The organism is Yoonia sp. KMU-150 (genome assembly GCF_056858355.1).
Genome location: NZ_JBXEQF010000001.1, coordinates 830485 through 843790, shown reverse-complemented (window position 1 = coordinate 843790; position 13306 = coordinate 830485). Strand labels below are relative to the sequence as shown.

8 protein-coding genes are annotated in these 13306 nt (G+C 60.2%); 1 reads left to right on the top strand and 7 read right to left on the bottom strand.

Annotated elements, in window-relative coordinates:
- Positions 1 to 5: 5 nt before the first annotated feature.
- Both rpsG and rpsL read right to left on the bottom strand, forming a co-directional pair.
- Positions 6 to 476 carry a 30S ribosomal protein S7 gene (gene rpsG, locus AC04PH_RS03960; protein WP_483064443.1) on the bottom strand — a complete coding sequence of 157 codons (471 nt, stop codon included), beginning with the start codon at positions 474 to 476 and terminating at the stop codon, positions 6 to 8.
- A 113-nt stretch (positions 477 to 589) separates the two neighbouring features.
- On the bottom strand, positions 590 to 961 hold the full coding sequence (rpsL, locus tag AC04PH_RS03955; RefSeq protein WP_369439550.1) for a 30S ribosomal protein S12: 372 nt from the start codon (positions 959 to 961) through the stop codon (positions 590 to 592).
- Positions 962 to 1408: 447 nt separating this feature from the next.
- Between rpsL and AC04PH_RS03950 the strand changes: the two genes are divergently transcribed.
- A complete protein-coding gene (locus tag AC04PH_RS03950; protein WP_483064442.1) occupies positions 1409 to 2029 on the top strand; it encodes a hypothetical protein in 621 nt (206 codons plus the stop codon).
- Positions 2030 to 2040: 11 nt separating this feature from the next.
- On the opposite strand, the gene AC04PH_RS03945 is transcribed toward AC04PH_RS03950, so the two are convergent.
- The 5 genes from AC04PH_RS03945 to rpoB form a co-directional block, all read right to left on the bottom strand.
- Positions 2041 to 2943, bottom strand: coding sequence for a DMT family transporter (locus tag AC04PH_RS03945; protein WP_483064441.1), 903 nt, complete (start codon positions 2941 to 2943; stop codon positions 2041 to 2043).
- 39 nt (positions 2944 to 2982) lie between these two features.
- Positions 2983 to 3972, bottom strand: a complete 990-nt coding sequence (locus AC04PH_RS03940) for a fatty acid desaturase (RefSeq protein WP_483064440.1) — start codon at positions 3970 to 3972, stop codon at positions 2983 to 2985.
- Positions 3973 to 4096: 124 nt separating this feature from the next.
- A complete protein-coding gene (locus AC04PH_RS03935) occupies positions 4097 to 4489 on the bottom strand; it encodes a DUF1801 domain-containing protein (RefSeq protein ID WP_483064439.1) in 393 nt (130 codons plus the stop codon).
- 88 nt (positions 4490 to 4577) lie between these two features.
- Positions 4578 to 8834, bottom strand: coding sequence for a DNA-directed RNA polymerase subunit beta' (gene rpoC, locus AC04PH_RS03930; RefSeq protein ID WP_483064438.1), 4257 nt, complete (start codon positions 8832 to 8834; stop codon positions 4578 to 4580).
- A gap of 88 nt (positions 8835 to 8922) precedes the next feature.
- Complete coding sequence (rpoB, locus tag AC04PH_RS03925; RefSeq protein WP_483064437.1) at positions 8923 to 13062, bottom strand: DNA-directed RNA polymerase subunit beta; 4140 nt, start codon at positions 13060 to 13062, stop codon at positions 8923 to 8925.
- Positions 13063 to 13306: the final 244 nt, after the last annotated feature.

Sequence of the window (13306 nt, the reverse complement as noted above, 5' to 3'; positions counted from 1 at the left end):
CTAAATTACCAGCGGTAGTGGCTGAACGCCTTGTTGGCGTCGGCCATCTTGTGGGTGTCTTCGCGCTTTTTCACCGCGGTGCCGCGGTTGTTGATCGCATCCATCAGCTCGCCTGCAAGGCGCTCTTCCATGGTGTTCTCGTTGCGCTTTTGCGCGGCGGCGATCAACCAGCGGATGGCCAGCGCTTCGCGGCGCTCCGGGCGGACATCGACGGGCACCTGATAGGTAGCACCACCGACACGGCGCGAACGCACTTCGACGGCTGGTTTGATGTTGTCGAGGCTTTCGTGGAAGACTTCCACGGGGGATTTCTTCAGCTTTTCCTCGACGCGGTCGAAGGCATTATAAACGATCCGTTCAGCGACGGATTTCTTGCCGTCGATCATCAGGTTGTTCATGAATTTGGTCAGCACCTTGTCGCCGTACTTGGCGTCAGGGAGGACTTCGCGTTTTTCAGCGGCGTGACGACGTGACATTTTGTTTCTCTCTCAATTCTCTCTATCGGTGTCGTCCTCGGGCCTGCCCCGAGGATCTCCGGCTTCAAGAGATCCCCGCCTGCGCGGAGATGACCTGAACGCCGGCGTTCAGGTCACTTCGGACGCTTCGCGCCATACTTGGAACGACGCTGCTTACGGTCTTTGACACCCTGGGTGTCGAGAACACCGCGCAGGATGTGGTAACGGACACCGGGAAGGTCTTTCACACGGCCGCCACGGATCAGGACGACGGAGTGTTCCTGCAGGTTGTGGCTTTCACCGGGGATGTAGGAGATCACCTCGTAGCCGTTGGTCAGGCGGACCTTGGCGACTTTCCGCATGGCGGAGTTCGGCTTTTTCGGCGTGGTTGTATAGACGCGTGTGCAGACGCCACGCTTTTGCGGGCATCCTTCCATGTGCTGCGACTTGGAACGCGTGACTTTCGGCTGGCGCGGCTTGCGGATCAGCTGCTGAATCGTTGGCATCGTGTGATGTTCCCATCTATTCACATAAGTGCGCCCGGAAACGCGGTTTCAAAATGCACTTTGACAAGCACAAAAGACCCGCTGTCGCACCCTTACCGGAGGTGCGGAGCGGTTGGGCTACAGAGGAACAAGGTAGCATTAACCCGGTTCTTGAACGCTTCAACTTTGATATCGGGACCTGACAAGGGATTACCCCTGTCGCCCGGATGAGCGGCGTATATGGGGAGTCGTGTAAGGTGTCAACAGGGGGGCCCCGCCCAGCCCCGCTGCGAGGATTTTCGGTGCCTCCGCTGCGAGGAATTTCGGTGCGCGAAGGCCAATCGGCAGATTTCCGACTGTCGTAAATTGTGGTGGTTTGCAGCACTTGCCACGCCATTCAATCTGCCGGTAGCCTGTCTCGGTCACTGAATTTTCAGACCATTTATTGATCGAGGGGAGATCATCGCCATGAAACGCAAACTGACAGTCGCCTGTGTGGCCATCGCCGGGTTGAGCGCCTGCGAAAGCGCCGTCGCGCCGACGCAGGGTATCACCGAGTTCAACACCGCCCGCGTCGCCTATGCCAACCTACGCACGGCACCTTTGTCGAATGTCGCACCATCGGGCAGCTTCAGCTACAACGGCAAGTTCACCAGCAACGCCGTCATCAACGACGAGAACGGTTATTCCATCATCGGCGACGTGCAAATGAACGTCGGCTTCCTGTCGGGCGGCGAAGTCACAGGCCAGATCAGCGACATCAACCTGATCGACCGCGCGACGCCGGAGTCGAACCAGCAGTTCACCGCCGGAGACGGATCGACCAATCCCGGCGTTTTGAACATTGCCGGATCGTATGGCGGGAACGTCATTTCAGCAACGGCGACGGGTGAGCTGGGTGCGGTCCTGACCGGATCGGCGTTCGAGACACAGACGCGCATGAATCTTCAGATGGACGGCAACGTGCGGTCCGCGACCAACGTGAGCGACACGATCACCGGCACCGCGACCGGCAACGGCACGCCGATCAATGGCGTGAACGGGATGCGCGTCGGCGTGACCAGCGGTCAGTTCTACGCCCAGAACTGATGCAATCCGGATCAGGCGCCGGGGCGTGACAGCCTCGCGCGCCTGATCCGCAGGATACGTTCGCGGTAAAGCGTGAACAGACCCATCGCCACGACGATGGATGCACCCAGCAGCGTCAGTGGTTTGGGGAATTCGCCAAAGACGATCACACCCAGGATCAGCGCGACCAGCAGGCTGGTATAGCGGAACGGTGCGACGAAGCCGATCTCGCCCACGCGCATGGCGGATACCGAAAATACGTAGCCACCGATGATGAACAGTGCAGCCCCGCCTAGCAGGCCGATGCCGCCGGACGTCACGGGTTGCCACGTCTCGACCAGAAGACCCGTGGCGGCCATCAGCGTCACTCCGACCGCCGCCACCAGCGCAACCGCGGTCGACGGCACGTCACGAGACATGCGCCGTGCTGCAAGATCGCGGATGGTGACCAGCGCGACAGCCCCGACGGCATAAAGCGAATAGAGATTGAAGTCGGCGCCTCCGGGCCGCACGATCAGCATGACACCGGCGAAACCGACGACAATCGCGGAAAGACGCCGCCAGCCCAGCGGTTCGCGGAACACGACGGCGGCAGCGAGCGCGACGGTCAACGGAAGCGCCTGAAGAATGGCCGAGACATTGGCGATCGGCATGTTGAACAGTGCCGTGATAAAGAGGAAGGCGCCGCCCATCTCTGCCAAGGTCCGGGTGATCAGCAGACGCCAGTCGCGGACGCCGAAGCCGAAACGCAACTGCCCCATCCACAGGCAAAGCCCGATCATCAGTGGGACGACGATCAGACCGCGCAGGAAGATCGACTGGAACAGCGGCAGGTGCTGGGACGCTGCTTTCATAAAAGCATCGTTGATCGTGAAGGCCGTCATCGACCCCATCATCAGCATCGCGCCGCGCATGTTATCCGTCAGGGTCGCCATGCAAGCGGCCTAGCAGCGGATCGCGCGCCGCGCCAGTGGCTATTCCGCAGGGACCCGCATCGGGGCGTCCTGCGGAAGATCGCGAAAGCGGATCATCTTGCCCGATGCCTCATCCCAGAGTTTCCACTGGACGCAGGCGATCGCCTCGAAAAAGCCCAGCCGCGTCGGCTGCAGCACATCGGACAACGCGATGTGACAGTCCCGCAACCGGTAGCAGGGGATGCGGGCGTGCAGGTGGTGCAGATCATGGAACGCGAAATTGAAGGTCAGGAAGTGAAAGACCCGGCCCCAGTCCAGGACGCTGGACCCTTTCAGCGACGCTTCCTCAAAATCGCAATGGCCGGCGTGCTCCCAATATGCGTCTTCGTAGTTGTGCCCGACGTACACCATGAAGACGCCGAAGCAGGCCGAAATCACACTTGCAAGAATCGTGAACGCAAAGGCCTGCCAGCCGAACACGAAGTAGAGAAAAGCCCAGAAGCCGAACATCAGCCCATTCTGCATGGCCACGTCGCGCATCCCGGTTTTGCGCGCGTTCTTGGGAAAACGGTAGCGGATGAAAATGACAAAGATCGGCCCGAGAAAATAAAGCACGAAGGCCGATCTGTATATCCGGTAGAACAGTTTCATTCCCGGACTCGCCGCCTGATATTCGGCGACCGTCCAGGTCAGGACCTCGTGCGCATCGCGCTCGTCAAGATTACCGATGTAGGCATGGTGCCGGTTGTGGTTGTAGCGCATGGCGAAATAGGGATTGCCGGTAAAGGTTCCGGTCAGTACGCCGACGACCTCGTTCACGTTGCGACGGCTGAAATAGGACAGATGCCCGCAATCGTGCTGTATGCCGAAGAACCGCGTGGTGCCGCCGAAGAACATCACGACCGCCAGCGCCATGACGGGCAGGTTGCCCCAGAATACCGTCCCGAGGGCGATGGCCCCGAAGTAAAGTGCTGCGGTATTGGCGACGTGAAACCATGCGACCCGGTCGATGGGCGCGGCGTAGGGTTTGGCAAGCTGGCGAATATTCATGGGCAGTCTTTCTCAATGGGCCTGAAAAATGGCAAACTTCAAAATATGACCAATTGGTAAAGCAGCCTTACGCGCACGGCAAGTCAGGCTATCCTGCCCTGCCCGCCCGGTGCATTGCCGACGTTCAGACCAGCCGAACCAGCCGCCCACGGCGTTGGCGGATGTTTTTGTAGTCCCATTGGATATCGCGGGCCTCTGACAGCCAGGCCGACAGCGCAGCGGGATCGATCTGATCCACCGCAGTAAAGCGGACCTCGGCGGCCATGAACGTGCCGGTTTTCGCCAGACCCGGCGTGGTGAATGACTGTTCGCTCCAGAACATGAGGCGGATGCAGGTCTTCAGCTTGCCGTAGCCGACAATCGGGTTGTCCTGCAGGAACCAGACCGGATGCGCGTGCCAGATCTTGGCTGTCGCATCGGGCAGGCCGTCGTTTATCGCATGCATCAGGGCTGTGCAGATCGCCTGATCCGGTTCGGGCTGTGCCGCGTTGTAGTCGTCAATCGTCGCGTAGGTCATCCCATGTCTTTATCACATTACCCTGCCCCACAAAGAAAAAGGGCCCGCTGTTTCCAGCGGGCCCAATTCTTTCAAAGCGATATGCAGCTTATTCGTCGCGGCTTTCGGGGGTGTCGACGATCATGGTATCGAACTCGTCCCCGCCCACGACATCTTCGCTTGCCGATGGTTCCGGCGCGGCAAGGGCAGCGGCTTGCTCGGCCTCTTCCCGGCGCGCCTCGATCACGACGTTGTCACGCTCGGACGCGATGCGCTGCACGCGGCTTGTGGCACCGCCCGTCCCGGCCGGGATCAAACGACCGACGATCACGTTCTCTTTCAAGCCGACCAGCTTGTCCCGCTTGCCCTGCACCGATGCCTCGGTCAGGACGCGCGTGGTTTCTTGGAACGACGCGGCAGAGATGAACGACCGGGTCTGGAGCGACGCCTTGGTGATACCAAGCAGGATCGGTTCGCCCTGTGCTGGACGATCACCGCGCTTGAGCGCCTTCTCGTTCGCCTCGTCGAACTCTGCCTTGTCGACGTTTTCGCCCTTCAGCAGAACGGTATCACCGCTGTCCTGAATCTCCCACTTCTGGAGCATCTGGCGCACGATCACTTCGATATGCTTGTCGTTGATCTTCACACCCTGCAGGCGATAGACGTCCTGGACCTCGTCGATCATGTAGTCAGCCAAGGCCTCGACACCCATGACCGCAAGAATATCGTGCGGGGCCGGGTTGCCGTCCATGATGTAGTCGCCCTTCTGGACGAAGTCACCTTCCACGACGGGGATGTGCTTGCCCTTGGGCACCATGTATTCGACCTTCACCTCCGGATCGTCGGCGGATTCAATCGCGATGCGGCGCTTGTTCTTGTAGTCCTTGCCAAAGCGCACGTAGCCGTCGATTTCAGCGATGATCGCGTGATCTTTCGGGCGGCGCGCCTCGAACAGTTCCGCCACACGTGGCAGACCACCGGTGATGTCCTTGGTCTTGGCACCCTCGCGCGGAATACGCGCGACGACGTCGCCGGAGTTGATCTGCTGGCCGTCCTCGACCGACAGAACCGCGTCGACCGACATGCCGTAGGACACGGGGTTACCGTCATCCTTGACCGCAGGTTCGCCATCTTCGCCGACCACGATGATCTTCGGCGCCAGTTCGTTGCCCTTTGGTGCAGCGCGCCAGTCCGACACGATCTTCTGTGTCATACCTGTCGCATCGTCGGTTTCCTCGCGCACGGCGATGCCGTTCACCAGATCGACATAGCGGGCGGTCCCGGATTTCTCGGCGATGATCGGCAGGGTATAGGGGTCCCATTCGAACAGCTTGTCGCCGCGATGCACCTCGGCACCTTCCTTGACGAATACCTTGGAGCCATAGCCGACCTTGTGGTTTGCACGCTCTTCGCCGTCTTCGCCGATGATCGCCAGCACCATGTTGCGCCCCATGACCACCGTTTCGCCCGATGAGTTTTCCAGCAACGATGCGTTGCGGAACTCGATCTTGCCGGGCTGTGACGCCTCAAGGAACGACTGCTGGCCGCCCTGGGCCACACCGCCGATGTGGAAGGTCCGCATCGTCAGCTGTGTGCCGGGTTCACCGATGGACTGTGCTGCGATGATGCCGACAGCCTCGCCGATGTTGACGCGGGTACCGCGGGCAAGATCACGCCCGTAGCACATGGCACAAACGCCATCCTCGGCCTCGCAGGTCAGCGGGCTGCGGATACGCATCTTGGCGATGCCGGCCACGTCGATCATGTCCGACTTGCGCTCGTCGATCAGCTCACCCACTTCGACGATCACCTCGTCTGTGCCGGGCTTCACGATCTGCTCTGCCGCGACACGACCCAGCACACGCTCGGCCAGCGACGCGACGACCTCTCCATCGTTCACAGCCGCCTCGGCGGTGATCGACGCCTCGGTGCCGCAATCGACCTCGCGCACGATGCAATCCTGTGCGACGTCGACCAGACGGCGGGTCAGATAACCGGAGTTCGCGGTCTTGAGCGCGGTATCAGACAGACCCTTGCGGGCACCGTGGGTGGAGTTGAAGTATTCAAGAACGGTCAGACCTTCCTTGAAGTTCGAGATGATCGGCGTCTCGATGATTTCGCCGTTCGGCTTGGCCATCAGGCCGCGCATACCGCCCAGCTGCTTCATCTGCGTGACCGAACCACGGGCGCCGGAGTGGGCCATCATGTAAACGCTGTTCGGCTCCGCCTCGGCCCCGTCCTCGGTATGACCGGTGGACGAGATCGTGGACATCATCGCATCGGTGACCTTGTCGTTGGCTTTCGACCAGGCATCGACGACCTTGTTGTACTTCTCACCCTGGGTGATCAGGCCGTCCATGTACTGCTGTTCGAAATCCTTCACCTGATCGCGGGTCTCGTCGACCAGCGCCCATTTGGTGTCGGGGACGACCATATCGTCCTTGCCGAAGGAAATCCCGGCGCGGAACGCCTCGCGGAAGCCCATCGTCATGATCTGATCGCAGAAGATGACGGACTCTTTCTGGCCGCAGTAGCGATAGACGGTGTCGATGACCTGCTGCACTTCTTTCTTGCGCAGCAGACGGTTGACCAGGCTGAACGGTGCCTTGGCATTGAGCGGCAGAAGCGCACCCAGTCGCAGACGACCGGGGGTGGTTTCGAAGCGCGTCAGCACCTCGTTGCCTTCCTCGTCGATCTGCGGGATGCGGGCCGTGATCTTGGCGTGCAGGTGCACCTGACCGGCGGTCAGCGCGTGCTCCACTTCCTCGATGTTGGCGAACGACATGCCCTCGCCCTTCATGCCGGCGCGTTCAATCGTCGTGTAGTAGAGACCCAGGATCATATCCTGCGACGGCACGATGATCGGCGCGCCGTTGGCAGGCGACAGCACGTTGTTTGTGGACATCATCAACACGCGGGCTTCCAGCTGTGCCTCGAGGCTCAGCGGGACGTGCACGGCCATCTGGTCGCCGTCAAAGTCGGCGTTGAAGGCCGAACAGACCAGCGGGTGCAGCTGGATCGCCTTGCCCTCGATCAGGACGGGTTCGAACGCCTGGATGCCAAGACGGTGCAGCGTGGGCGCACGGTTCAGCATGACGGGGTGTTCGCGGATCACCTCGTCCAGAATGTCCCAGACTTCGGGCCGTTCTTTTTCGACCAGTTTCTTGGCCTGCTTGACGGTGGACGACAGGCCTTTGGCCTCAAGCCGCGAGTAGATGAAGGGCTTGAAAAGCTCCAACGCCATCTTCTTGGGCAGACCACACTGGTGCAGCTTCAACTCGGGGCCTGTCACGATAACCGAACGACCGGAAAAATCGACGCGCTTGCCCAGAAGGTTCTGGCGGAAGCGGCCCTGCTTGCCTTTCAGCATGTCGGACAGCGATTTCAGCGGCCGCTTGTTGGCACCCGTGATCACGCGGCCACGGCGGCCGTTGTCGAAGAGCGCATCGACGGATTCCTGCAACATCCGCTTTTCGTTGCGGACGATGATATCGGGCGCGCGCAACTCTATCAGACGCTTGAGACGGTTGTTACGGTTGATCACCCGGCGATAAAGATCGTTGAGATCGGAGGTCGCGAAGCGGCCACCGTCCAGCGGCACCAGCGGGCGCAATTCCGGCGGGATCACCGGCACGACGGTCATGACCATCCATTCCGGGCGGTTGCCGGACTCGATGAAGGATTCCACGATCTTCAGGCGCTTGATGATCTTCTTGGGCTTCAACTCGCCCGTCGCCTCTTTCAGGTCGGCACGCAACTGTTCCGCTTCGCCTTCCAGGTCGATCTGGGACAGCATCTCGCGGATCGCCTCGGCACCGATGTTGGCCTGGAACGCGTCCATGCCGTAGACGTCCTGCGCGTCGTTGTACTCTTCCTCGTTCATCAACTGACCGTAAGTCAGGTCAGTCAGACCGGGTTCGATCACGACGTAGTTTTCGAAGTAAAGGATCCGCTCAAGATCGCGCAGCGTCATGTCCAGCATCAGACCGATGCGCGATGGCAGCGACTTGAGGAACCAGATGTGTGCCACAGGTGCGGCGAGTTCGATGTGACCCATCCGCTCGCGGCGGACCTTTTGCAGCGTGACTTCCACGCCGCATTTCTCGCAGACGACACCGCGATACTTCATGCGCTTGTACTTGCCGCACAGGCATTCGTAGTCCTTGATCGGGCCAAAGATACGCGCGCAGAACAGGCCGTCACGCTCGGGCTTGAACGTACGGTAGTTGATGGTTTCGGGCTTCTTGATCTCGCCGAAGGACCACGACAGGATCCGCTCCGGCGACGCGAGCGAGACCTTGATCTCGTCGAACGTCTTGGCCGGGGTGAGCGGGTTGAACGGGTTGTTTGTCAGTTCCTGGTTCATCTTCAATTCCTTTGAATTGGGTGCATTGGGCGCGGACGGGGCCGATTATTCGCGAATAATCGTGACCCCCAGAATTTTCGCGAAAATTCTATTCCTCGACCTCCGCATCCAGGAGTTCCATGTTCAGGCCAAGGCCGCGGACTTCCTTCACGAGCACGTTGAAGCTCTCCGGCACGCCGGCCTCGAAGTTGTCCTCGCCCTTGACGATGCTTTCATAGACCTTGGTCCGGCCCGCGACGTCATCCGACTTCACCGTCAGCATTTCCTGCAGCGTGTAGGCCGCGCCATATGCTTCCAGCGCCCAGACCTCCATCTCGCCGAAACGCTGACCACCGAACTGGGCTTTGCCACCCAGCGGCTGTTGCGTGACGAGGGAGTATGGCCCTGTCGAACGGGCGTGGATCTTGTCGTCGACAAGGTGGTGCAGTTTCAGCAGGTATTTCACACCCACCGTGACCTTGCGCGAGAACTGCTCGCCCGTGCGGCCGTCAAACAACACCGACTGGCCCGAGGTGTCGAAACCGGCGCGGGTCAGCGCGTCGTTCACGTCGGCCTCTTTCGCGCCGTCGAAAACGGGCGTCGCGATCGGCACACCGCGTGTGACGTTGCCCGCCGCCTCGATCAGATGCGCCTCGTCCATATCGGCCAGACCTTCGGCATAGACGTCATCGCCATAGACGATCTTCATCGCGTCCTGCACGGGTGTCATATCGCCAGAACGGCGGTATTCCTCCAGCGCCTCGTCCACTTGGATGCCCATGCCGCGTGCGGCCCAGCCCATGTGCGTTTCGAGGATCTGACCGACGTTCATGCGCGACGGCACGCCCAGCGGGTTCAGACAGAAATCGACCGGAGTGCCATCGGCGAGGAACGGCATGTCCTCCATCGGCACAACCTTGGAAATCACACCTTTGTTGCCGTGGCGACCGGCCATCTTGTCGCCCGGCTGCAGCTTGCGCTTCACCGCGACGAACACCTTGACCATCTTCATCACACCCGGTGGCAGATCGTCTCCGCGGCGCACCTTCTCGACCTTGTCTTCGAAACGGGCATCCATCTGGCGCTTTTGCGCCTCGTACTGCTCGTTCAGGGCCTCGACCACCTGTGCGTCGGCCTCGTCTTTCAGCGCCAGTTGCCACCACTGCCCGCGGGACAGTTCCGACAGCGCCTCTTCGGTCACTTCGGAATTCGCCTTGAAGCCTTTGGGGCCTTTCACGGCAACCTTGCCGATGATCATATCGTGCAGACGGGCGTAGATGTTGCGATCCAGGATCGCCATCTCGTCGTCGCGGTCACGGGCAAGGCGTTCGACCTCTTCCCGCTCGATCTGCAACGCACGCTCGTCTTTCTCGACACCGTGGCGGTTGAACACACGCACCTCGACGATCGTGCCGAAGTCACCGGGCGGCAGACGCAGCGACGTGTCACGCACGTCGGATGCCTTCTCGCCAAAGATGGCGCGGAGGAGTTTTTCCTCCGGCGTCATCGGGCTTTCGCCCTTCGGTGTAATCTTGCCCACGAGGATATCCGCAGGCCCGACCTCGGCGCCGATGTAGACGATGCCGGCCTCGTCGAGGTTGCGCAGGGCTTCTTCGCCGACGTTGGGAATGTCGCGAGTAATTTCCTCTGGCCCCAGCTTCGTATCACGGGCGGCGACCTCGAATTCCTCGATATGGATCGAGGTAAAGACGTCATCGCGGGTGATCCGCTCGGAGATCAGGATCGAGTCTTCGTAGTTGTAGCCGTTCCACGGCATGAAGGCGACGACGACGTTCTTGCCCAGCGCCAGTTCACCGATATCCGTGGACGGACCGTCGGCGATCACCTCGCCTTTCAGAACCGTATCGCCCACCTTAACCAGCGGACGCTGGTTGATGCAGGTGTTCTGGTTGGACCGCTGGAACTTGCGCATGCGGTAGATGTCCACGCCCGCGTCACCCAGCTCCAGATCGGATGTCGCGCGCACGACGATACGCTGCGCATCGACCTGGTCGATGATACCTGCACGCTTCGCCATGATCGCGGCGCCTGAGTCCCGTGCCACGACTTCCTCGATACCTGTGCCGACAAGCGGCGCCTCGGCCTGAAGCAGGGGCACGGCCTGACGCTGCATGTTCGATCCCATCAGCGCGCGGTTCGCGTCGTCGTTCTCCAGGAACGGGATCAGCGATGCAGCGACAGAGACCAACTGCTTTGGCGACACGTCGATCAGGTCCACGTTCTCGCGCGGGCTGAGCGTGTAGTCGCCGTTCTTGCGGGTCGAGACCAGTTCGTTGTTGAACGTGCCGTCTTCGTTCATGTTGGCGTTGGCCTGCGCCACGGTGTGACGCATTTCCTCGGTCGCCGACATATAGGACACATCGTCGGTGACCTTACCGTCCACGACCTTGCGATAGGGCGTTTCGATAAAGCCGTATTTGTTCACGCGGGCAAAGGTCGCCAGCGAGTTGATCAAACCGATGTTCGGCCCTTCCGGCGTCTCGATCGGACACATGCGACCATAGTGGGTCGGGTGCACGTCGCGCACCTCGAACCCGGCACGCTCGCGGGTCAGACCGCCAGGCCCAAGGGCCGACAGTCGACGCTTGTGCGTGACTTCCGACAGCGGGTTGGTCTGGTCCATGAACTGCGACAACTGGGATGACCCGAAGAATTCGCGCACGGCGGCAGCCGCGGGCTTCGCGTTGATCAGGTCCTGCGGCATGACCGTGTCGATCTCGACCGACGACATACGCTCCTTGATCGCACGTTCCATCCGCAGAAGACCCACGCGATACTGGTTCTCCATCAACTCGCCGACAGAGCGTACGCGGCGGTTGCCGAGGTGGTCGATGTCGTCCACATCGCCCTTGCCATCGCGCAGTTCCACCAGTGCCTTGATACAGGCGACGATATCTTCCTTGCGCAGGGTGCGCATGGTGTCTTCGGCATCCAGATCGAGACGCATGTTCATCTTCACGCGGCCCACGGCGGACAGGTCGTACCGCTCACTGTCGAAGAACAGCGTGTCGAACAGGGCAGAGGCGGCATCGACGGTCGGCGGCTCACCCGGGCGCATGACGCGGTAGATGTCCATGAGCGCGGTTTCGCGGTTCATGTTCTTGTCCGACGCCATCGTGTTGCGCATGTAGGCGCCGACGTTGATGTTGTCGATATCGAGCACGGGAACCGATTTCACACCGGCGTTGACCAGATCCATGACGGTGCCGCCGATGATCTCGCCATCCTTGTCCATCTCGAGCGTCAGTTCGTCACCGGCCTCGACGTAGATCGCACCGGTTTCCTCGTTGATGATATCACGCGCGACGAACTTGCCGACAATCTGGTTGAACGCGACGAGCAGGTCGGTAACCTTGCCCTCGTCGATCAGCTTCTTGACGGAGCGTGGAGTGACTTTCTCGCCAGCCTTTGCGAAAACCTCGCCAGTCTTGGCATCGACCAGATCATGTGTCGGACGGGTACCGCGCACGCGCTCTGGGAAGAATTTGGTCGTCCAGGCCTTGCCCTTCTTGTCGAGCTTGTAGTCGACGGTATTATAGTAGGCGTTCATGATCGCCTCCTGGTCCAGCCCCAGCGCATAAAGCAGGGTGGTCACAGGCAGCTTGCGGCGACGGTCGATGCGGCAGAACACGAGGTCCTTGGCGTCGAATTCGAAATCGAGCCACGACCCACGGTATGGAATGATCCGGCAAGCGAACAGCAACTTGCCCGACGAATGGGTCTTACCCTTGTCGTGGTCGAAGAACACACCGGGAGAGCGGTGCATCTGGGATACGATCACACGCTCCGTCCCGTTGACCACGAATGTGCCGTTCGGCGTCATCAGGGGCATGTCGCCCATGAACACGTCCTGTTCCTTGATGTCCTTGACGGATTTCGCGCCGGTATCTTCATCCACATCGAACACGATCAGGCGCAATGTGACCTTCAGCGGGGCACTGTAGGTCATGTCGCGCTGCTGACATTCCTCGACGTCATACTTGGGCTTTTCCAACTCGTACTTGACGAATTCGAGAACGGCGGTTTCGTTGAAGTCCTTGATCGGGAACACCGACTGGAACACGCCCTTGATCCCCTCGCCGTCCAGCGGCGTGTCGCTGTCGCCGGAGCGCAGGAACAAATCATAGGATGATTTCTGAACCTCGATGAGGTTCGGCATTTCAAGAACTTCACGGATTTTACCGTAGTACTTACGCAGGCGCTTCTGACCGAGGAAGGATTGAGCCATATCAGCCGGGTCTCCATAATGTCAGAACGCGCTTTGGCCGGGGCACCAAAACGCGTCCGAATTTGGGCAGGATCGTTTCAATACCTGAGATGTGTCCCAAACATCTCTCCCGAAACGGTCGACTTACCTTTCAAAACGCACGCAAACAGGCGCTTTGAGAGATAAGCTTTTCAGTGTCTATCTAAATTTGAGCATGTTTTGTCTACGCACCGAGTGGGTCAGTTATGCGAGATTCGAATGAAGT

Bases quoted from the DNA above. Each gene is read 5' to 3' on its own strand.
- AC04PH_RS03945 (WP_483064441.1), bottom strand. From the start codon at position 2,943: ATGGCGACCCTGACGGATAACATGCGCGGCGCGATGCTGATGATGGGG.
- AC04PH_RS03950 (WP_483064442.1), top strand. From the start codon at position 1,409: ATGAAACGCAAACTGACAGTCGCCTGTGTGGCCATCGCCGGGTTGAGC.
- AC04PH_RS03940 (WP_483064440.1), bottom strand. From the start codon at position 3,972: ATGAATATTCGCCAGCTTGCCAAACCCTACGCCGCGCCCATCGACCGG.
- rpsG (WP_483064443.1), bottom strand. From the start codon at position 476: ATGTCACGTCGTCACGCCGCTGAAAAACGCGAAGTCCTCCCTGACGCC.
- rpsL (WP_369439550.1), bottom strand. From the start codon at position 961: ATGCCAACGATTCAGCAGCTGATCCGCAAGCCGCGCCAGCCGAAAGTC.
- AC04PH_RS03935 (WP_483064439.1), bottom strand. From the start codon at position 4,489: ATGACCTACGCGACGATTGACGACTACAACGCGGCACAGCCCGAACCG.
- rpoB (WP_483064437.1), bottom strand. From the start codon at position 13,062: ATGGCTCAATCCTTCCTCGGTCAGAAGCGCCTGCGTAAGTACTACGGT.
- rpoC (WP_483064438.1), bottom strand. From the start codon at position 8,834: ATGAACCAGGAACTGACAAACAACCCGTTCAACCCGCTCACCCCGGCC.